19 protein-coding genes are annotated in these 18,856 nt (G+C 37.5%); 9 read left to right on the top strand and 10 right to left on the bottom strand.

Features of this window, described 5'->3' with window-relative positions:
- Nucleotides 1–758 precede the first annotated feature (758 nt).
- Nucleotides 759–1,190, bottom strand: a complete 432-nt coding sequence (locus tag SY85_RS10905; protein ID WP_066404405.1) for a hypothetical protein — start codon at nt 1,188–1,190, stop codon at nt 759–761.
- Between the two features lie 295 nt (nt 1,191–1,485).
- Here SY85_RS10905 and SY85_RS10900 point away from each other — a divergent pair, with 295 nt between their 5' ends.
- Nucleotides 1,486–1,908 carry a hypothetical protein gene (locus tag SY85_RS10900; RefSeq protein WP_066404401.1) on the top strand — a complete coding sequence of 141 codons (423 nt, stop codon included), beginning with the start codon at nt 1,486–1,488 and terminating at the stop codon, nt 1,906–1,908.
- Between the two features lie 683 nt (nt 1,909–2,591).
- Complete coding sequence (locus SY85_RS10895) at nt 2,592–2,918, top strand: hypothetical protein (RefSeq protein WP_066404399.1); 327 nt, start codon at nt 2,592–2,594, stop codon at nt 2,916–2,918.
- Nucleotides 2,919–3,445: 527 nt separating this feature from the next.
- Here SY85_RS10895 and SY85_RS10890 read toward each other — a convergent pair.
- Both SY85_RS10890 and SY85_RS10885 read right to left on the bottom strand, forming a co-directional pair.
- Nucleotides 3,446–4,159 carry a DUF6320 domain-containing protein gene (locus SY85_RS10890; RefSeq protein WP_066404397.1) on the bottom strand — a complete coding sequence of 238 codons (714 nt, stop codon included), beginning with the start codon at nt 4,157–4,159 and terminating at the stop codon, nt 3,446–3,448.
- A gap of 15 nt (nt 4,160–4,174) precedes the next feature.
- On the bottom strand, nt 4,175–5,455 hold the full coding sequence (locus SY85_RS10885; RefSeq protein WP_066404394.1) for a condensation domain-containing protein: 1,281 nt from the start codon (nt 5,453–5,455) through the stop codon (nt 4,175–4,177).
- Nucleotides 5,456–5,577: 122 nt separating this feature from the next.
- On the opposite strand from SY85_RS10885, the gene SY85_RS10880 reads away from it, so the two are divergent.
- Nucleotides 5,578–6,462, top strand: coding sequence for an alpha/beta hydrolase fold domain-containing protein (locus SY85_RS10880; protein ID WP_066409608.1), 885 nt, complete (start codon nt 5,578–5,580; stop codon nt 6,460–6,462).
- Between the two features lie 402 nt (nt 6,463–6,864).
- Here the strand turns inward: SY85_RS10880 and SY85_RS10875 are convergent, their stop codons facing one another.
- Complete coding sequence (locus SY85_RS10875) at nt 6,865–7,275, bottom strand: fasciclin domain-containing protein (protein ID WP_066404392.1); 411 nt, start codon at nt 7,273–7,275, stop codon at nt 6,865–6,867.
- A 58-nt stretch (nt 7,276–7,333) separates the two neighbouring features.
- Nucleotides 7,334–7,978: a hypothetical protein gene (locus tag SY85_RS10870; RefSeq protein ID WP_066404390.1), complete on the bottom strand. Its 645-nt coding sequence runs from the start codon at nt 7,976–7,978 to the stop codon at nt 7,334–7,336.
- Nucleotides 7,979–8,586: 608 nt separating this feature from the next.
- Between SY85_RS10870 and SY85_RS10865 the strand changes: the two genes are divergently transcribed.
- Complete coding sequence (locus tag SY85_RS10865) at nt 8,587–9,705, top strand: AI-2E family transporter (protein ID WP_066404388.1); 1,119 nt, start codon at nt 8,587–8,589, stop codon at nt 9,703–9,705.
- A gap of 318 nt (nt 9,706–10,023) precedes the next feature.
- Here SY85_RS10865 and SY85_RS10860 read toward each other — a convergent pair whose 3' ends face one another.
- The 3 genes from SY85_RS10860 to SY85_RS10850 form a co-directional block, all read right to left on the bottom strand.
- Complete coding sequence (locus SY85_RS10860; RefSeq protein WP_066404386.1) at nt 10,024–10,263, bottom strand: hypothetical protein; 240 nt, start codon at nt 10,261–10,263, stop codon at nt 10,024–10,026.
- A gap of 78 nt (nt 10,264–10,341) precedes the next feature.
- Nucleotides 10,342–10,644: a hypothetical protein gene (locus tag SY85_RS10855; RefSeq protein ID WP_066404385.1), complete on the bottom strand. Its 303-nt coding sequence runs from the start codon at nt 10,642–10,644 to the stop codon at nt 10,342–10,344.
- 48 nt (nt 10,645–10,692) lie between these two features.
- Nucleotides 10,693–11,415, bottom strand: a complete 723-nt coding sequence (locus SY85_RS10850; protein ID WP_066404382.1) for a hypothetical protein — start codon at nt 11,413–11,415, stop codon at nt 10,693–10,695.
- A gap of 898 nt (nt 11,416–12,313) precedes the next feature.
- Between SY85_RS10850 and SY85_RS10845 the strand changes: the two genes are divergently transcribed.
- The gene (locus tag SY85_RS10845; protein WP_148661162.1) at nt 12,314–12,586 is read left to right on the top strand and encodes a hypothetical protein; all 273 of its coding nucleotides are present in this window, start codon (nt 12,314–12,316) and stop codon (nt 12,584–12,586) included.
- 121 nt (nt 12,587–12,707) lie between these two features.
- On the opposite strand, the gene SY85_RS10840 is transcribed toward SY85_RS10845, so the two are convergent.
- Complete coding sequence (locus SY85_RS10840; RefSeq protein WP_066404376.1) at nt 12,708–12,971, bottom strand: RNA recognition motif domain-containing protein; 264 nt, start codon at nt 12,969–12,971, stop codon at nt 12,708–12,710.
- A 316-nt stretch (nt 12,972–13,287) separates the two neighbouring features.
- Between SY85_RS10840 and SY85_RS10835 the strand changes: the two genes are divergently transcribed.
- The 4 genes from SY85_RS10835 (at nt 13,288) to SY85_RS10820 (ending at nt 15,792) form a co-directional block, all read left to right on the top strand.
- Nucleotides 13,288–13,596 carry an RNA recognition motif domain-containing protein gene (locus tag SY85_RS10835; protein ID WP_066404375.1) on the top strand — a complete coding sequence of 103 codons (309 nt, stop codon included), beginning with the start codon at nt 13,288–13,290 and terminating at the stop codon, nt 13,594–13,596.
- Between the two features lie 101 nt (nt 13,597–13,697).
- Nucleotides 13,698–14,567 carry a sigma-70 family RNA polymerase sigma factor gene (locus SY85_RS10830; protein ID WP_066404373.1) on the top strand — a complete coding sequence of 290 codons (870 nt, stop codon included), beginning with the start codon at nt 13,698–13,700 and terminating at the stop codon, nt 14,565–14,567.
- Nucleotides 14,568–14,967: 400 nt separating this feature from the next.
- A complete protein-coding gene (locus SY85_RS10825) occupies nt 14,968–15,309 on the top strand; it encodes a hypothetical protein (protein WP_066404371.1) in 342 nt (113 codons plus the stop codon).
- 234 nt (nt 15,310–15,543) lie between these two features.
- Entirely contained in the window at nt 15,544–15,792 is a 249-nt protein-coding gene (locus SY85_RS10820; protein ID WP_066404369.1) for a hypothetical protein, read from the top strand.
- Between the two features lie 219 nt (nt 15,793–16,011).
- Here SY85_RS10820 and SY85_RS10815 read toward each other — a convergent pair whose 3' ends face one another.
- Complete coding sequence (locus SY85_RS10815; protein ID WP_148661161.1) at nt 16,012–18,432, bottom strand: hypothetical protein; 2,421 nt, start codon at nt 18,430–18,432, stop codon at nt 16,012–16,014.
- Nucleotides 18,433–18,856: the final 424 nt, after the last annotated feature.

Genomic DNA, 18,856 nt, shown 5'->3' with positions numbered 1-18,856 from the left:
CCTTAATTAGAGAATCTAGTCTATAAAAACTTAGAGATGTAATTATTGAATTCAGATTCATAGGATTTGTAGGATTTAGCAGTTTTATTGGCTAAAAGCATGATTACTTTCTGTATTGGAAAGTAATTCCATTTAAATAAATCTAACTGAATCAAACTATCTCATAGTTTGCAACAACTTATAAATTAATACATTGCGTCAGACTTTGACCAAATTTGGTCTTTTCTGACTTTTTTTATCCCAATTTGTACCTGTGATGCTTGATGTTGAGCTTCTATGGTTCAGAAAGAAATACATGCGATAGATCGGAGATTAAGTTGCTTGTTTTTTAGTGGAAATCGGCGCTCAGGAGATCGCGGACGTTACATTTTCTGTATTTATTGCTTATGACTCTGCTATATCGTATTATTGATATTCAAAGAGTTATTGTAGAAAACCTGCGATAGATCGTAGGTTACCTCTCTCGTTTCATATAAAACGAGATGTACGGAAGAAATTGTTGAATATCTTTCTGTTTAGTTGCATGGGGGCTGCCCAAAGGAGCTTTGGAGCATAATCCTAATGCTTATCTCGATAAAACGTTAAAGAATAGAACAGCCTGATTGAAGAGTGTTAAACTGGCTATAAATACAATTTTTGACTATTTCCTTACTTCTTAGAGTGCTTTGTAGCGTTCCGCTTTACTTAAGAGAATACGAAATAGACTAAGGGTAGTGGTTATACTTGTAGATAAAGATTAGTTCTTTATATGGGTGCTGCTAAGCTATTGCATTGGAGAAGTATTGTTCATGAAAGCCAAATGCTGTGTCTTTTAATTGTTGCCAGGCATTTCTTTGTCCGGTTTTCTTGCTTTCCATTGTTAATTGAATATTTTGGCAAGTGCTTTGTAAAACCTCTTTTAACTCCTCATTTTTAGTGATTACGGTGCCTGCACAATTGGCTTTTACTTGGTTGAATAGCTTTTCCAAAGTGCTTCGCTCTGTATCCGCATCCAGATCGGTACGGCTTTCCAGCAAAGACCGCAGACCAAAAAGATATTCTTTTAATGCCGTAATACTTAAAGGGCCTTTTGTAAACTTGGCTGCTGTGATAAAGGCAGTTATAAATAAGCTAATCACTACGGCCAATAATAACAACTCAAGCGGAGCAATCAGTAGTACACTACTTTTCCATGTTTTAAATCGCGTCATATTTTTATCTAGGATATTTAGGATGAGAGATGCAAATAGCCGAGCTAATCAATGAAAAGAGAAAAGCGTATCTGTAAGTTACGCCAATATTGGATGCGTGCTTGCTTTATTTATAATAATAAAGTGAATGCCAATTATTAAGCGTATCTTACAGTTAACAGGTTTGCACCTTATAATTATTTTACATTATTCTGCTTTGTTCTAATCCTTATAGCTGCACTTCACTGATTATTATTCTTCAAAAGCATTTATAACCCGGTTGCGAATACCTGGTTACAATTTTAAAGCAAATTATATGATACCATTTAGTGAATTACGCATAGGCAATTATGTATTAGTTAATACTATAGTAAGAAAGATTGTCATGGTCAGCAGCATAGAAGATAAAAAACAATTTCCCTCAGTTGGCTATTATGTAGGAGCGCATCTGCAAAATATTGGTTGTGACAGCAAGTACTTGCAGGCGTTGCCGCTAACCGTCAACATATTAGAGGAAAGTGGATTTTCGTTTGACAACTATTTTAAGCTGTGGCAGAAAGCGAAAACGGCTACCGGAACTGGTATGGAAATGGAACTGGATCGTGAATTTAATGTGGTGGATTTTATGCGCCGGCCACTCTTGAAAGAAGTAAAGAGCATGCATAGACTTCAAAACCTGTATCATGCATTATTAGATAGAGAACTAGCCTTAGAGCCTGTACTAGCGGAAACGTATTGAGACAATTAATGCATTTATGTTTTTGCTTAGTGAGGAAATATTTCAATACTAATAAAGCTGCGTGCTAAAGAAAAACATAAGCAGTAAAAGTATTATAATTACTTCATTCGAGTTAAAAGACTCTTCATTATTCCCGGTGCTGTTTTATCTAATTTATAGTTATATCTAACAACTGTTTATAACATGCCTTGTTTCACTCATACAGAGGCAACTGTTATTAACGTCTAGCTTAATTGGATCCGTACAGACAGTTAAGGCATGATTCAAGTACTCTAAAACGCTAAGAACCTTATAGTGCTATCATCTCTTTACAGTAAAATGTGCTTGATTCTTATTCTGATGACTAGCTGCATTTACCTGAGCAATTGGCTACTGTTATCAGGAAATACTTAGCCAGCCGATCTTGAAAAAACATCTTGCATTATTGTGAGAGGATAAATGTACCAGGGGGTAGTTATAAGATCCAGATAAGGCCACACCGAGAAACAGCGGATGGCAGAGGCTTAGTTTTTTACTTGAACAGGGAATAGATGCACGATGTGAAGCAGAAATTGGTAAAAAATATTACTGCGAATGTGTAAGTGCTGGCGAATCTGCTTCTAGGCGAAATTTTTGGTTCAGTCTACTTCAATTCTAATAAGGATATAAAAACTTTCAATACATAATTTCTTAAAAAATATATAATGCTTAAATACTCAAAAAACTTCATTAAAGACTTTGATGAATTTGATATAAACAAATACCCCGATCTAATCGAGGACCTGAATCAAATAAGTAACAGGACAGCTGATCTTCCTCATCATTTCAAAGCGGAAATACTGATTTCATTTGCTAAGACTCATTCGTTAAAAAACGAATGGATTATGGCTAACCCAAAGTTTGTTGCAGTAGTTACTTCGGGTGTATTACCTATAGTGAATATGGAATCTTTATTTGAAACCAGTAGCAAACATTTCTTTTTTCAACAGCAATTTGAACAATATCTAACAAGAAGATTTCAAGCAGGGTAATGATTTATGTAAACACTGGTATTTTTTGTTAGCGTATAGACGATGGTTGTTGCAAATGAAGTATCAGCAATCTGCTATTGAGATTGGTTTTGCTATATAAAATAGAATGTATGAAACGTAAAGAATAGTATGTCTCAAGGGCAGCTTTTTACCCAAGATGCCAACAATGGTAGTATATCAATCCGGTTATGCAGTTGCTATGAAATTGTACTTTTAACAGCAACCGCCACCGCTGTAAAAAGTACTACTTACTACTGATAATAATAGATATCTCGAGTTTAAGGTCAGGTTTTCCTTATCCTTATAAAAGATGCTTAATGATATTGCCTATACTACAGGCTCTGAACATTGTAGGCTTTATTGCCCGCAGTGGCTAGGTGCAGTAGAAGTCACAGTGCGAAATGTGCAGAGCGAAAAAGCAGTGCACTCTTTATAAGGGTAAAAGAGATTATACAAGCAGGTTGCAGCTTTATGATTGCATTTCAATTACCCAAAGGAAGCGCCCTAATTAAATACCAACAATTCTGTTAGACATGAAACGTTTTTTCGAGGCTGCGTCCTTCTTTTAATCGAAAGTGTACAAAAAGTAGCACACCAACCACCGGTATGATGCAGGCAGCCACAATCACACTCCAGTGCCATTGAGCCCATCCCATTTCAAAGAAGGACAAAACGCCCTCTATAGCTATACATATCAGGGCGACTCCCAAAAAAATATAGGCAATCAGGTTAATGCCTTTGTATCTGGATCGGCGGGTAATAACAATCAAAGCGCTAGCGATCAGGTTACTTATTAGGAGTAACGGTATCCCTAACCGAACAGACCAGTGAAGACCTCCTGTAACGGCATCCAGAATTACGAGACATAAAGAAGCCAATAGCAACCCGCCGGTCATTTTAAGTAAGGTAGGTTGATTCCAGAAGGCAAACAAAGACAAATAACAAAAGATGGTCAGGCAAATGGCCAGCGGATATTCCGACCAGGTAATGCGCCGGTTGAGAATAAAGTCAACAACAAAAGTGGTTAAGGCACCGGAAAGTAAAATGATCGACACAATTTCCCAGGTAAATTTTTTCTGAGGCGGGCTCATCTGTACAGCTGCAAGATGTGAAGGATGGCGCTTGCCATACGAAAGGGAGAATGTGCTAGTGCTTGGCTTTTCGCCAATAGCAGACTCTCCACATAATGGGCAGGTTTGCATTGTCTCTTCCAGCTGTACACCGCAGTTTTTGCAAATCATAGCTAATCAACTCTTTTATTTAATAATGCTAACAGGTATGCCCTGTGCAGTTAAAAATGTCAGAAACTGTCTTTCCAGTTCTTTTGATTGAGTGATATTTCCAAAAGTCAATACAAGTTGATTGTCAAACCCTGCAATCCCACAATTGACTTTTATTATCTGATTAGGTGGCGGGGGAATGAAAATGAATTTATGGATCAGGCTATTGATGTCAGGACCCAAATTTATTTTCCCTAGATTGGTGATGACCCCACTGTATTGCTGTGTTCCCCGCGCATATAACTTTGATAAGATGAACGATTTGATCCAAAGTGGTACACGTCTAAGAAACTGGCTTTTTTCGCCACCTACGTTTTTTGAGATCATTTTGCTAATCAGTTTTTTATCTGTCTCCAGCTGCATTTGATGATAAACTGTTTTTATAATCTCTTCAAATGTGTACTGCCCTAGACGCAGATCAATTCCGGGGAGTACATAAAGTGAAAAGTTTCTCATAGTACGGGAAGGAAATAGCTTTCTTAAATTAACCGGCACCTCAATGCGCAGTATTTTATGGCTTGTTCGTTTTTTGAAAGTTGGTAGTTGATTAAAAATTTGCTGGAGTGAATGCAGGTAAACAGCTGTCAGGTATTCGGTCAGGCTTACCTGATAGGCTTTTGCTTTTTGGGTAATAGCTTCCATTGGTACCACAGCAGACAATACTTCAAACCGGGGGGTGCGTTTTAGGGGAAACGGCACATGGAATGCCCTTGGTCCTTTTACCGGGTGGGCATCTATCTTTTTAAAATACTTATTATAGGCGTCTTCGTATTCTTCTGCTGATGGTGTTTCTTCTGGATGAAAAAAGGAAAGCGCTGTTGAAAAGTGCAAACCGCATTTTTCAAAGTAAGTAATCAACAATGTTTTCAAAAATTCTAAAGCCCCTGTTCCATCTGTTAGAATATGAGAGAACTCAACACTGATCTTGTTATCTTTTACCAATACCCGGAACATGGGTTCGCGCTTACCGAAAGCACGACAGGGTAGGGTATGGTCAGGCTTTACAGCTATAGGTAATGAATGTGGTTGAAGGTAGTACCAGAAAAAGCCTGCTTTCAAGGTGACTTTATAATAGGGAAACCGTTCTTCAATAGCCTGCACGGCTTCTAAAAATGGTTTGGCTTTTATTCTTTCTTTTAACTCAACGGCTATTCTGAAAACAGATGTCAGCTCCTTGTCTTTTACAGCAGGGTAAATTTTGGCCGCGTTATCCAGACGTAGCCAAAAGTCATTGGTATTGCTAATTGCCTCTATCATAGTTGAGGAATTCCTTTTCCAGGATTAACAACCATCTGCCGGAGTTAACCAGTAAATAAACGGTAACTTCATTGGCTGAAGTCAGCTGTTCTTTTAATTCTGCAATTATTAAACCATTCCTATTGGCAAGTTCCCAGAGTAAATTATTTACAATACTCCTCCAGATGATCAATAAAAAGAAGCTGCTTAAAAGACAACTGGCCAGTAGGAGATTTGACTTATTTAGTTGCCCAGAACCGCCGGTTAGCCTTTCCAAGACTTGTCAGGTGTACCGATTTCAAGTGAAAGGCCGGAATGTATTTAGGTTACAACCCAAAGGGAAAAGCAGTAGCAAACATATCCTTTATTTACATGGGGGTGCCTATATCCAGAGTTTTGTCAGGTTTCATTGGTATTTTCTAGCTGCCTTAGTCAACGCCGTAAACTGTACTATTACGGTGCCGGATTATCCGTTGGCTCCAGCTTATACCTATACAGACTCCTTCGCTATGGTACTTGACCTTTACCGGCAATTGCTTTCTGCTGTTGATACTAACGATCTGATTATTATGGGCGATTCTTCCGGTGGCGGTTTTGCATTGGCGTTAGCTCAAAAAATAAGGGACGAGCATATACCTCAGGCTAGTCAAATTATTTTACTCTCTCCCTGGCTTGACATAACGCTTTCAAATCCAGATATAAACGATTTAGACCCCGTGGATCCTTTTTTGGAAAAAGAAAGCCTGCAACAAGCCGGTAAATTATATGCCGGAGATACCAATCCGGATCATTATTTACTGAGTCCAATTAATGGCGACATAGAGCATCTTGGGAAAATGACTGTGTTTGCTGGTTCAAAAGAAATACTGGTAGCAGATGCCAGAAAATTAAAATCCCTGGCTGATTCAAAAGGAGTTGACCTTACTTATTTTGAATATGCCGATATGTTTCATGCCTGGATGCTTTTGCGTTTTCCTGAAGCTAAAAAAGCCCGGCAACAGATTATTGATTTAATAGGGCGAAGTTAAATGGGTTAAAGAAGTTGCGGAAAGGATCTTACAGGAGGCAGAAACTTTTTTTTACGTTCTTGCAACAGGTTTGAAGTGTATAGTTTTTCCTTTAATGTCTGTACAATACCTGTTAATACATCTGTATTTTATTCATTACTACCCATGCTGGAAGTAAATGCTTGATTAATGAGTTTTAAATCAATTCTTGGAGTAGGTTGGTCAGTATCTTTTCTTCATGGCTTATAATAGGTGTGGCGATGAAATAGTGATTCCTTGTTGAACGTGGAAAACAACCCTTTTATTGGTGACAGCATTGCCTGATCTTGGAAAAGGAACAAACATGATAATGTGAGTAAAGTTTGACCCCGTATTCATAAAAGGTCTATTTGCAAAACTTCTGTAAATGGTTAGCGGACTCAATCAATTACTTACAATCACCCTGTCAATGGAATGAATAACACCATTGGATGCCTCCAGGTCATGTCCTAGCACTACTGCATTATTGATCATTACGGTTTTACCAATAACGGTAACGGCCAGCCTTTGCCCATCAATTGTTTCGATGATGGCTCCATCGGTTAAATCAGTAATGTTAATACGTCCTGCTATAATGTGATGGTTTAAAATGGCTCTTAACTCGGGTGTATGATTGCCTTCTTCCCACTCCTTAATTACACCACGATCAAGCTTTCCAAAAGATAGGTTGGTGGGAACGAATACTGTAAATGGGCCATCGGTATTTAAAGTGTCTTCTAATCCTGTCATCTTTACCCCTTTTACGAATGTGGTCATGTAATTATCCTTGGCGAGAAGCGTTGTTATATTTGTCATATCGTTTTATTTGTTGTCCTTGTATTTGAAAGCAAAGGGCATGTTATAGTAATATCGTTTAAGCTTTTCTTTCACTAACCTTGGTTGCTAGCTTTTGTTTTTGCAGTTCTATTTCGTTAAGCTGTGCCTGCTGTTCCATTTTGTTATTATGGATCTTCTTATCCAGCTCTTCCTTTCTTTTTTCAAGGTTGGAGCCTTCATTTGTTAAGTTTTTGTATCTATCCTCGGCGGCGGTTACTGCTCCGTTTTGATCCTTTATCTGCAATTCGAGATTATAGGCTTCAATAGCTGGTGTTAGCTCATTTAAGTAAACCTTAGCTTCATCCATGTTCAGATAGTGTTGATTAGTTGGATTAGTAGTTTCATCTGAAGGCATGGTTAGCAATAAGGATACAATAGTGGTTTCTTTGTCCTGCCTGCTTTTGCGTTCTACTTTGAAGTATAGATCTGCATTTGTACTGTCGTTCGCCACAGGCGTAGTGTTTCTGTAAGTAGTAAAGCCCTTTAAGTCTGTGCTCTTTGACCGGCCTTTTTTGGAGAGATAGTCGTTGAGTGCTGCCATTACAATATTGGGCGTATAGGGTAATTCGATTACAGCCGCTGTCTGCTGTCTTTTTTGATAGGAGACCGACCCTTTCTGGGCCTGGCCATATGCTATACTAATAGTTAATAGAAGACAGAACAATAGAATAGTTCTATTCATAAAAAGAATTTAAGATGATTAAATCTAGACTCAAGGAAAGACACTGTAAGGAATGGAACTGTAAGGAAGAGAAGGAAGTTGGAGAGATTACAAAGTGCTCTAATTGAATATATGTAAGGTACGCTTAATAATCCATACTTAATGATATATTATTCTGTGTGGCTCCGGAGACGTGTGTTACTTCTATGTATGTGCAGTTAAAGAATAATACCGGGGCCTATACTATATGTGGTAACTTTAGAATATAAGTTATTATGAGAATAGTATGCAATCGATTAAACATTGGGTATGACGCAATGGGATACTTGCCAACTATATAATTGATTTGGATTTAATTGAATAATTCAGGCAACAAAAGATGTTGCAGATGATATGCGGTCAACCTATCTTTTAGTATTTCTAAAAGATACACTATCAAGAGTAGAAGTGCTGGATTTGCTTGATAAGCCCTGGAATTATCAGTAGTTTATCACGCCACTAAGTATATATGAAGATCTTACTTGATTGCTCCTGTTAGATTAATAGATAGGAAAGCAAAAGTTGGCAGGCTGATACAAATGGCCTCAGCATGAAATGATAGATTTACTTGAAAACATTATTGTTTAAATATGGAAATCAGGCAATTCCCTTTTTATTTTAAAAGCACTATTATCCTTTTCGGGATTATACTGCTGGTATATGCGATGGCTTCCCTAAGAGGAATACTTGTGCCTTTTTCTTTTGCGCTGATTATTGCCATTTTGCTCAACCCCTTGGCTAATTATTTTCAAAGAAAGGGTATAGGAAAAATCTTTGCCATTATTTTTTCCATGCTGATAGCTTTTCTTGTGTTTGGGGGAATTATGTATTTTATTTCTTCCCAAATAATTGGCTTCAGTGAAAAACTGCCTATCCTTAAAAACAAACTCTTCGAATTGTTGGTGCATTTCCAGGCTTGGGTGCAAACAACTTTTGGCATTTCCCTTGCCCGACAGGTGCAACTAGTTAACGAAGCATTCAGCAGCAGTAACGGGCTTGTTGGCCAAACACTGGGTTCTGCCCTTACCACCTTGCTGCTTGTTTTCATATTGCCTGTATATGTTTTTCTTCTGTTATATTACAAAACGCTTATCCTGAATTTTATATACGAATCATTTGCAGAAAAAAACTCAGGGCAGGTAGCTGATATTCTCAGGCAAACCAAATCGGCTATACAGAGTTATATGGTTGGTTTGCTTATCGAAGCGCTGATTGTGGCAACCCTGAATTCAACTGCCCTTCTTATTCTTGGTGTAGAGTATGCCATTCTGCTTGGCCTGCTTGGAGCCTTGCTCAATATGCTGCCTTATATCGGAGGAATTATTGCCATAGCACTGCCTGTTCTCATGGCAACAGTTACAAAGGAAGGATACTCAACGCAACTCGGCATCATTATAGCCTACGTCGCAATACAGTTTGTTGATAACAATTTCCTGGTCCCCAAAATTGTATCATCCAAAGTGCAAATCAATGCCTTAGTTTCTATTCTGATTGTTTTGCTGGGGGGTGCATTGTGGGGGATTGCTGGAATGTTTTTGTCAATTCCCTTTATTGCCATAGTTAAAATTATTTGTGATCGTGTAGAAGGGCTCCGCCCTTTTGGTAAATTATTGGGCGATGAGGTACCCACAAAATACGGAGGGTTACTTTCGGGGCGAAGAAATACAAAAGCTTCCCTTTCTGAAGAAATTGTAAAGAATACTAAATAACAAGAACGGTCTTCCAGCGTTGATGCCTTGAATAATTTGTAACTAAATTTATTATTTATAGAGAATGCCCTCAGTCGCTTTATGTATGATTTTTATTCAGGCAAAGTTGATCTTTAACAGGGGCCCTGCTATTTTTTTATTTTGCCAGGATTATATGTTATTTATAGAGCAGGGTTGTTCGAATGGTCTGCATTTTTGCAACTACTTCTGAAAATGGTCAAATTATACTGAACAGTTTCCGGTATAGTGAGCTGTGTGAGATGTGTGCTTTTGTTTTAATGCTACCTACGGGTGGTACGATATGGATTCTGAGATCATTTATACTTCTTTTAATCTTTCACCTTCTGCAATTCCCTTATCAGTTATTGTGTATGTAGATACCATAGCTCCATTAAGCTTCTGTATATATCCACTTTCACCCAGTTCCTCTAATATAAACTGGAGGTGTTGCTTGTTCGGAATCATGCCTAGGTTTTCTTCTTTGCCAATATCTGTCAAAGTGAGTGTTTCATGCTTAATAAGGGTATTCAAAACAAGTATGCGGTTAAGTGTTGCCATAATAATTTTTTGTGCATTTACTACTATGCCTGCAGGTCATTTTTTATGACTGCCTTCTTCTTATCAATTGCCAGGTTTTTATCCTTCGGAGTTGGCTTCAATCATTTTTTTGATCTCTTCTACGCTGGCATTTTTAAGCGTTTCCACCTTTAAGTGTTTTCCTATTAAACCATGCTTTCCATTAAAAGCCAGGAAGCAGGAACCCTTAGGCATTGTATTGCCATAAAGATCACTTTCCATAATATAGACTTCCTCTAAAAAAGGATAGCTGAAGACCCTGGCATCTGGGGCTATTTGTGCATTAATGGGTTTGTCTGTTTGTTGTAAACCTACCTGGCGTATAGTTTCTTCATCCAAGTTTACTTCTGTAACCTTTGTCATTGGAATTAATTTTAAGCTTGTGTATAATAGGTTTCAGAAGGAAAAAGATTATGCTTTTATCCGATTTATCAATATGGCTAAAGCAATACTTTGTTTAAAGGTTTCAGCTCTTTGGTTGGACTGATTGATGATATTTTTATCAACTTTTTGATTGACGACATGTATTCTTTTGGTAAGTCGATCATATTTTTTCGAATCGTATTCTCTATTGATGGCCTGTTGCAGGCTTTGCTGTTTCTTATTTAACTTATCAGCTTCTCCATTTAACCGTACAGTTGCAGCTTTAGACTTTGATAGGTTTTTATTTTGGAGTTGCAATTGCAAATCGGTTGCGAAGTGCGTAATGGCAATTTCCAAATTGTCTAGGTAATCTTTTGCTTCTTTCATATCAAAGTAAGATACTACACCATTGTCTTCATTATTGGTTGTTGAAGAAGCCAGGTTCAAATACAGGTCAGTTACATTCGGATTGTCGGATTCTTTAAGAGTAACAAAGAAGTGCATATCAACGCCGTTTATGTTATTATTTACTAACCGCATGTCCTCTGATAAGTTAAAGCCTTTTGCTTTTATTGCTTCAGCTCTTCCAGTTATAAGAACGAAGTTGTTGAGTGCTTTAACCACTACTTCCGGGGAATAAGGGAGGGTGATTTTTACTGCATCCGTGCTTGTTATTTTTTCTTTGTGTTGCGGTGTAATGCTTTCTTGAGCTTGTCCAAATGCGAAGATTGACAGGGCAAGAAAGCTCATCAGAATGAGATTCTTTTTCATACAATCATTTAAAAGTGAATAAAGCTGGAAGAAGATGTAAGAATGGAACGAGAGGAGTTAAATTGATACTTAGGTTCTTCTGTCTAATAGTGTAAGGTACGCTTGTAAAATGGATATCCACTATTTATTATTCGTAACAGTAAATTTAATGGAGGGTGCTCGCCAATACAGTATATAATATGCAGCTGGCCTATTGAACTATTGATAAATACAATAGACGTTCATATTGCATATTATTTGAGAATTATTGTATTGAATCTGTTATGATTAATTGTTGTCTTACGTTTGTTTTTCGGGTCTTCTGATAAATTGTAAAGTCATTAGATTGTTACTCCGGAGTTATAGTGTTCCTGTGTAATGTTAGTGTGCAGAGCGGGAGTCGAATCCCTCGTGGGTATTGAATAGTAAATAACTCTGATTGGATGTTTTTTGTATCATAGGTTCTTAGATAATGCAATTTCTGTTTTGATACCTCTCTTGAACCTGTTGCACTGAAGGCCTTGCTGGATAAGCGTTAGTAAATTTTGCATCGATAAATAAATCTGAGATAGCTAAGCATCTCACCTGAAAAATTTTATTTCATTAAATGCTTAGTTGCCTGCCTATATATTTTCCTTTCAATTACGGCCAATCTGTTTAAACTGTTTTTGCGGTTAAATAAAGAAAGCATCACTTTAAAATTGTAATGTGGCGTGAAGAGACCTAAACCGTTCGCTCAACGGACAACGAAAAATGCTTGAAGTAGTCCTTTACCGGTAAAGGATTGCCCAGTAAGGTCAATATAGATACTAGAATTACCCATAATTTGTTATGGACCTATTAATTATTGCAATTTCAGCATTACCGGAGTCAATTATTAATGGGCACCATCATTGTATCTTATTCAGTAAATGCAAGTATGGAAATTAGCGCAGTAGTGATGTATAAGGGTGCATTAGCCTACTATATAGTAGATAAGGGTAGCGGGCAACTCTATAAAGCTCACTTGACCAGATATGGTGGTGCGCCCATAAATGAGCCACCAAGCCATTTACAATTTATAGAAGAAGGCAGACATTGTTTTGGCAACACCAATAACCAAGAGTTAATGGATGAACTTTGTTATACAGTAAAACAACAAATAGGAGGTAATATTCCTCCACAACAACAAAATCCCCCCAAAAGAAGTTGATTAATGAACAAATGAAGCCGGCAATGACGATCTGAATAGTTATAATAGGTAGGGATAAACAATCGGTTAATAGCTGCTGTACTTGATAAGTTAAGGATTTGGATCATGGCCTGAAAACTGCCTACGTAAATGTTTGAAGGTAATTTGAGCCACCTTCTTGCTGTACAATGATCTTTCTGCCATAAAGTTCCATTCCATTTAATGCAACGATAGCTCGCTGGGCTTGTGTTTCTATGGGCATATGCACATATGCTATACAAAGCGACAGACTGGTTTCTTTATTTTTTTCAATTTCTACAGACAATACTTCTCCGTATGATGAAAACAGGCTTTCCAATTCTTTATTGCTTAAATGGATCGGAATATTATATACATAGATGTTCATGTCAGAATGTTAATGATATTAATTTCAAATTGCAGAAAAGAAGTGTACTTGAATGGTACTGATGAAATAGTTCTTCTTTCTAAGGTATGCTCAATCATTAAGCCATTACGTTAAGATTTTGCAATAAGCTGACTGGCTTACAAGATTATTAATTAAATAGAAAGCATTTTCCGTTTTGTTATTTAATAGTGGTATCTTGAGGGAATCTATTGAGCCTTGCAGTAGTATTCTCCTAATCATACAGCACTAGCAACCTGCATTTTTATCAGTCTAGCCTCTTGCCTTACTCAATTTTTCTTATCATTAAAATTTTAGTATGAACCTTTATGTTTCCAATTTGAGTCTCAATACAACTGATGAGGCTTTAAAAAGTGCTTTTAGTAGTTATGGCCAGGTAGAATCTGCCAAAGTAATCTTGGACCGGTTTACAGGTAAATCAAGGGGATTCGGATTTGTAGAAATGCCGGATAAACAAGAAGCCGGAAATGCTATTACGGAATTAAATAATGGCATCGTAGACGGAAGTGCAATAAGCGTAGTAGAGGCCAGGCCTAGAGAAGAAAGACCTGAGCGAAGTAATAATTTCAGAGACGACAGTAGCTCATATAACAAGAGCCGCTGGTAATGTATATGCTTGTGGGATTTCTAAGAGCTCTATTTAATAGGGCTCTTATATTTTTTTCTTCAAGCGTTAACTAATTAAACTGCTTAAGATATTTATTCACTATGCGACAGTTAAAGATTAGCCAATCGATTACCAATCGTGAAGCACGGAGTTTCGAAAGATACTTGCAAGAAATAGGCAAGCTGGAATTGATTTCGCTTGATGAAGAAGTGCGCTTAGCTTCTTTAATACAACAAGGAGATCAACAGGCCGTCGATGCTTTGATCAAAGCCAATTTGCGGTTTGTGGTATCGGTAGCAAAACAATACCAACATATGGGTTTTTCACTTCCTGATTTGGTACATGAAGGCAATGTGGGATTGATCAGGGCTGCCCGGCAATTCGATGTAACGCGAGGGTTTAAGTTTATCTCTTACGCAGTTTGGTGGGTGAGACAGAGCATTCTGCAGTCTATAATTGAACATGCCAGAATGATCAGGCTGCCTTCAAATAGGGCACTGCAACAGAACCGCATTCAAAAAGTTTCGCTTTCCCTTTATCAAACGCTGGAAAGGGAACCATCTTCAGCCGAAATAGCTGAAGAAATGCAAATTGATATTGCTGAAGTATCTGTTGCACTAAATGGTTCAAGTCGGCATATAAGTCTGGATGCGCCGCTTTCAGAAGCCGAAGAAACTTGTTTAGCAGATACAATAGCCAATGAGGATACAGAGAATATTGAGAAGGAATTATTTCAAGTAGAATCGCTACGAATAGAGGTAATGCGCGTACTGCAGGTATTAACCGTCAGGCAACGTGAAGTGATTTGTGATTATTATGGAATTGGGCTATTAGAAGCTATGAGTTTAGATGAGATCGGTGAGAAATTTTGTTTAAGTGGTGAGCGGGTCCGTCAAATAAAAGAATCGGCAATTGTAAAGTTGCGGACCTCGCAAAAACATGATCTTTTAAGAAGCTACCTCTGTTCATAGTCAAGCACATTGCTTAATCCTGAGAGAAGAAAACACTATGCATGACCTTCAGAATCTGTATTATGCTTTAGTGGGTAGAGAACCTGCCTTTATACCTTTGCAGGCGGAAACATACTGATTCAAAATTGCTTTCCTACAATTACGTAGAAAGAAAGTATTCCAATATAAAGTAGACCTGCGCTCCAATAAAGAGAATAAATAAGAATAATACCAAAACGACAGCCTTCCAATTGAAATATTCTTCATTATATCCTATCCTGTTTTTTATCCAATTTGTAGTCATACCTATAGACTGGTAATACCATACCCAGTTACAATTAAATACGGACTATTGGTAGGAACTGTCAATTAATTTAATTGTTTTAACAAATAAGGCATGATTTAAGTAATCTATAGAGCTATGGAAGAACATTATCGTGTTTTAAAAACGTTACTGGAAAAACTACCTGAGAATTATTCCGACGATAACCTGCATTCACTTGAGCAATTGGTTACCCGTTATCAGGAAATACTTAACCAGGTTGCTCAAACAGCTGATCCGGAAAATAACACTATGTTTTATCGTGAAAGAATAGATGCTTTGGAAAATGAACTAAAAGATGCCAGGTATGGCCATGACGAAAAACAACGCATAACAGGCTTTCGAAATGCCAGTGAAATGGCGATAGAAGGGATATCGGCCTTAATTTTTCATCTGAATCAACAGCACATGAATAATGCTGCTGGTAATACATCAAATTAATGCGTCTGCTTGTATGAATTTGTTAAAGACGCTAAAGCAGTCAAGCAATAGAAATACTTTTGTAAAATAATCGCCTCAGTTTATATTTTTAGGGCTGTTTGTTTTCTTGTCCACGTTTTCCGTTTTATCTAGTTAAGCCCATCTTTAAGCCCGTTAGTTTTCTTAGCATCAGTTATCGTTTCAGCATTTGTTAGTGGTAAGCCTTTTAGTTAACCGTATTAAAAATTGCAAACTATGAAGCTTTCTGATTTTTTCTTATTAAATGCACAGGAAATGCAGTTAATCCTTCTTCATGAAGGCGTATTGATAGCCAAGCGAAACCATTCAACACACATGGTGTTTCTATTTCAATTGGATGATTATTATATTGAAATGTATTGCAATAAGGCAAGCAAAGCAGTAGAGGAAGTTCGGGTGTCGGTAAATATGCAAACACTAACACCTTATTTGGAGGCAATCAATATTGATGATCTGTTAAACTGAAGTAGGTGCAAGTATTCATTGAAGTAGAATACTAAAGTGCGAGTGAAGTTGCATCTAATATTATTCGTGTATTATGGGTGAATGAATAGACATAGGATCACTTAAAAAATTATCGTCTCAAATCGGGCAACTTCTTGCGACACTACTTATTCCTTGCATAGGTACTTTGAAAAGGGTGGTGGTTGTTTTCTTGCCAGCACCCACACAAAGGTTGTATGATTATTTTAAGGGTTCATTAGAGGCACTAATCACCTCCTTTGTTACATGTATCAGCTTGCCAGCTGCATTAATCCCTTCCATAACCAGGCGAAAGCGTTTGGTTATGTCATTGTTATAAAATTGGAACCGGATACGCCGTTTGGTTTTGTCTAAATAAATGGAGGGATTCCAATAAAGAGTTGTGCGTACGTCCTCTACATCTTTTTCTGCAACAGTTGCATAATTCGGCGAATAAAATTCTTTTACTGCGGAATAGCCCATTACCTGTACATAATTTAGGCCTTTGGTATTGGGGTCAGGTTTAACATCGCCGCCCTTCCGTGTATAAATGGCTATTACTCCGCCACCACCTCCCGATACAATACTTTCACCGGGCCTGAATATCTTAATGTAGGCAATATCGCTTACGGGTGTTGCTGAAAGCAAACTTGCATCTGCCTGCATTTCATTCAGGTAAAGAGCGGGTGTGCCACCCCGCCAGCTTAGTGAGGGTCCGTTCCCTCCAGTTGAAATTTGTAGACCTGCTACTTTGCCTTGTAAGTATTGAAAAATATCAGATGCACTTGAAGCAAAGGGATCATTTAATAAATCGAAACTATAGGCATCACCAGAAAATAAGCCACTTGTATATTTTTCGTCCATTTTTTCTTTGGATGTTTTGGTCTTTGCTTGCACCGTTACGTTTTCCAGCGTTATGGATTTAACCTGCTGTCGCATTTGTAACGCTTTTTTGTTTACCTGGTTATTGCTTGTTACAACAGCCGCATTTAATTGGGGTAAACTCTTTTTGAGGTTTGAATCTAACCAGGCCTTTGTATTATTCTTACGTAAACCATTATCTAAAACCAGCATACTTTTATCAAAAATCAACTTCTGTGTATTAAAGTTGAAGAAAAGCTTGGCTTTGTCGTAAAAAATAAGACCATCCGAAAATACTTTTCCTTTACGATCTACTGGCAGCACAATAAAGTTATTTGCTGAATCTGATGTTCTCAAAATGCCACTTAGTTGCAGGTCTGGTCCAATACTATTGGGTGGTAAACCAGAAATTTGTCCATTAAGAGCCAGGTAATTATTTTCTTTCCATTGTAGTGGAACTGTTTTTCCTGCAAATACATTGTCCCAATTGTAACGGCGCCAGCCGTGCGTTAACATTACCAGATCCAGGTAAAAGGAAGTACTGTCATTGTTGATGAAGAAGTAGTAATAAGGATTTACAATTTTACCCCGTAACTCACCGGTTAAGAGCAGGTGACTTACAATGTTATCCTCCAAAGGGTTAAACTCTTGTAGATCCGCATCTGTTATTGACAGCGAGATATTAGAGGGTATGGTATCAGAAATTAGGATTTCTACCTTGTTTAGGCCACGTTTCTTTAAATCTTTCTGCACCATGTAAACATCACCGTCAAACTCATAATCATCATTGTCTACAAATGTTATACGCTCAAGAACTGCTTTGAAATTGTTGTCAAAAACGGTAACTCGTAAAATGCCTGAGGGTAAGGTATTCGTTGGAAATATTCCGGTGGCAGTAAGTTTGTTTGCCAAATTTACATCCGCCCTGAATGCTATCTCTTGGTTCATATAAGCGATAACATGTAACTGCTTCATTTCCTCTGGTGCCTGGTCTGTACGATAAAGGGTAAAGCGTTTGTTTGCTTCTTCATCATTTATTTTTAGAATTACTCCTTGGGAGCTGGCAATGGGTAATGCAGTAGAATAGCTTTTCCCCAATTCATCTTGCCAGGTAGCAGTATATGTTTTACCTGCTTCCGGGGTAAGAACAAACTTTCCCATTCCATCATGGAGTGTTTTTAATTCAGCAACCTTCTTCCTCTGATTATCCAATACCTGACCGATTATCTTTATAGGGAGTTCTTCATCGTTGGTTGAAATAAAAGCAACGGTAGAGGGTAATCCTGCAACCATGTCACCACCTTCGGGTAAAAAGCTAAGCCTGGTTTTAGTGACTGAAGATTTTAGCTTTGTTACTGATTCTTTTGTTGAAAGAATGCGAATCGCTTTTGTATAGATAAAGTTGGTATCGCTATTCAACATCGAAAGGGTATAGGACCTAAAATAAATAACAGGCTTCGAAAAGTTGGAATCAATATCAAAGCTGCCAACTGCACTAGCAAAAGATATAGGTGCTGTTTTCTGATATAGAATCTTACCCGTTTCATCTAGCAATTCAGTATAAAAGGTTTTACTTACCTCCGTTGGATAAATACCCGAAAAAAGATAAGCTTTAAACCAAATGGTTTCACCGGGATTGTAATATCCCTTGTCAAAATGAATATATATTTTTTCCTGGGGGTCTGCTTTTTGTTGAATGGCTAATAGAGAGTCCAGCTGTTGACTGAAGACAGATTGAAAACTTAAAATCAGGAGTAGTAAGATGATTAAACGCTTGGGCATAACAGAACTGTAAAATTTGCTAGACATAAGGAATTCTACATAATGTTAAGCTATTCTCAGTATAGTGTTGAAAAATGCGCATCACTATTCTTTTTATAACCATTGTTGCGGAACTGCGTATTTATTATAATGCGTTCAGTGATTATCACTAATTGGCTGAACGTTAATAAAAGAGTCTGCACCTGATAGTAGTTAGACGTTGGTCGAACATGATAAGTCTGAAATAGCGATAAGCAGCATAATCCTTTTCATGAAATAATTAGTAAAAAAATCCCCTTTGTAAGTAAAGCCGAGATATTGTTAAGTAGTGTGCCTTGTAGATGAGACAAACACACAAAAAGTAGCGACCAGAAATAATTTTATTGCTACAAAAACACAGCCTAGCAATAAATCAGAAGGTAGTACCTCAGTTAAAGCTGAATGC

The sequence above is a fragment of the Flavisolibacter tropicus genome (assembly GCF_001644645.1).
Taxonomy (GTDB): Bacteria; Bacteroidota; Bacteroidia; order Chitinophagales; family Chitinophagaceae; genus Flavisolibacter; species Flavisolibacter tropicus.
Note: the sequence above shows the minus strand (reverse complement) of the source record. Positions and strands in the feature narration are given on the sequence as shown.

Excerpts from the sequence above, each read along its gene's own strand:
- SY85_RS10905 (WP_066404405.1), bottom strand. The coding sequence starts at position 1,190 with ATGACGCGATTTAAAACATGGAAAAGTAGTGTACTACTGATTGCTCCG.
- SY85_RS10900 (WP_066404401.1), top strand. The coding sequence starts at position 1,486 with ATGATACCATTTAGTGAATTACGCATAGGCAATTATGTATTAGTTAAT.
- SY85_RS10895 (WP_066404399.1), top strand. The coding sequence starts at position 2,592 with ATGCTTAAATACTCAAAAAACTTCATTAAAGACTTTGATGAATTTGAT.
- SY85_RS10890 (WP_066404397.1), bottom strand. The coding sequence starts at position 4,159 with ATGATTTGCAAAAACTGCGGTGTACAGCTGGAAGAGACAATGCAAACC.
- SY85_RS10885 (WP_066404394.1), bottom strand. The coding sequence starts at position 5,455 with ATGATAGAGGCAATTAGCAATACCAATGACTTTTGGCTACGTCTGGAT.
- SY85_RS10875 (WP_066404392.1), bottom strand. The coding sequence starts at position 7,275 with ATGACAAATATAACAACGCTTCTCGCCAAGGATAATTACATGACCACA.
- SY85_RS10870 (WP_066404390.1), bottom strand. The coding sequence starts at position 7,978 with ATGAATAGAACTATTCTATTGTTCTGTCTTCTATTAACTATTAGTATA.
- SY85_RS10865 (WP_066404388.1), top strand. The coding sequence starts at position 8,587 with ATGGAAATCAGGCAATTCCCTTTTTATTTTAAAAGCACTATTATCCTT.
- SY85_RS10860 (WP_066404386.1), bottom strand. The coding sequence starts at position 10,263 with ATGGCAACACTTAACCGCATACTTGTTTTGAATACCCTTATTAAGCAT.
- SY85_RS10855 (WP_066404385.1), bottom strand. The coding sequence starts at position 10,644 with ATGACAAAGGTTACAGAAGTAAACTTGGATGAAGAAACTATACGCCAG.
- SY85_RS10850 (WP_066404382.1), bottom strand. The coding sequence starts at position 11,415 with ATGAAAAAGAATCTCATTCTGATGAGCTTTCTTGCCCTGTCAATCTTC.
- SY85_RS10845 (WP_148661162.1), top strand. The coding sequence starts at position 12,314 with ATGGAAATTAGCGCAGTAGTGATGTATAAGGGTGCATTAGCCTACTAT.
- SY85_RS10840 (WP_066404376.1), bottom strand. The coding sequence starts at position 12,971 with ATGAACATCTATGTATATAATATTCCGATCCATTTAAGCAATAAAGAA.
- SY85_RS10835 (WP_066404375.1), top strand. The coding sequence starts at position 13,288 with ATGAACCTTTATGTTTCCAATTTGAGTCTCAATACAACTGATGAGGCT.
- SY85_RS10830 (WP_066404373.1), top strand. The coding sequence starts at position 13,698 with ATGCGACAGTTAAAGATTAGCCAATCGATTACCAATCGTGAAGCACGG.
- SY85_RS10825 (WP_066404371.1), top strand. The coding sequence starts at position 14,968 with ATGGAAGAACATTATCGTGTTTTAAAAACGTTACTGGAAAAACTACCT.
- SY85_RS10820 (WP_066404369.1), top strand. The coding sequence starts at position 15,544 with ATGAAGCTTTCTGATTTTTTCTTATTAAATGCACAGGAAATGCAGTTA.
- SY85_RS10815 (WP_148661161.1), bottom strand. The coding sequence starts at position 18,432 with ATGCCCAAGCGTTTAATCATCTTACTACTCCTGATTTTAAGTTTTCAA.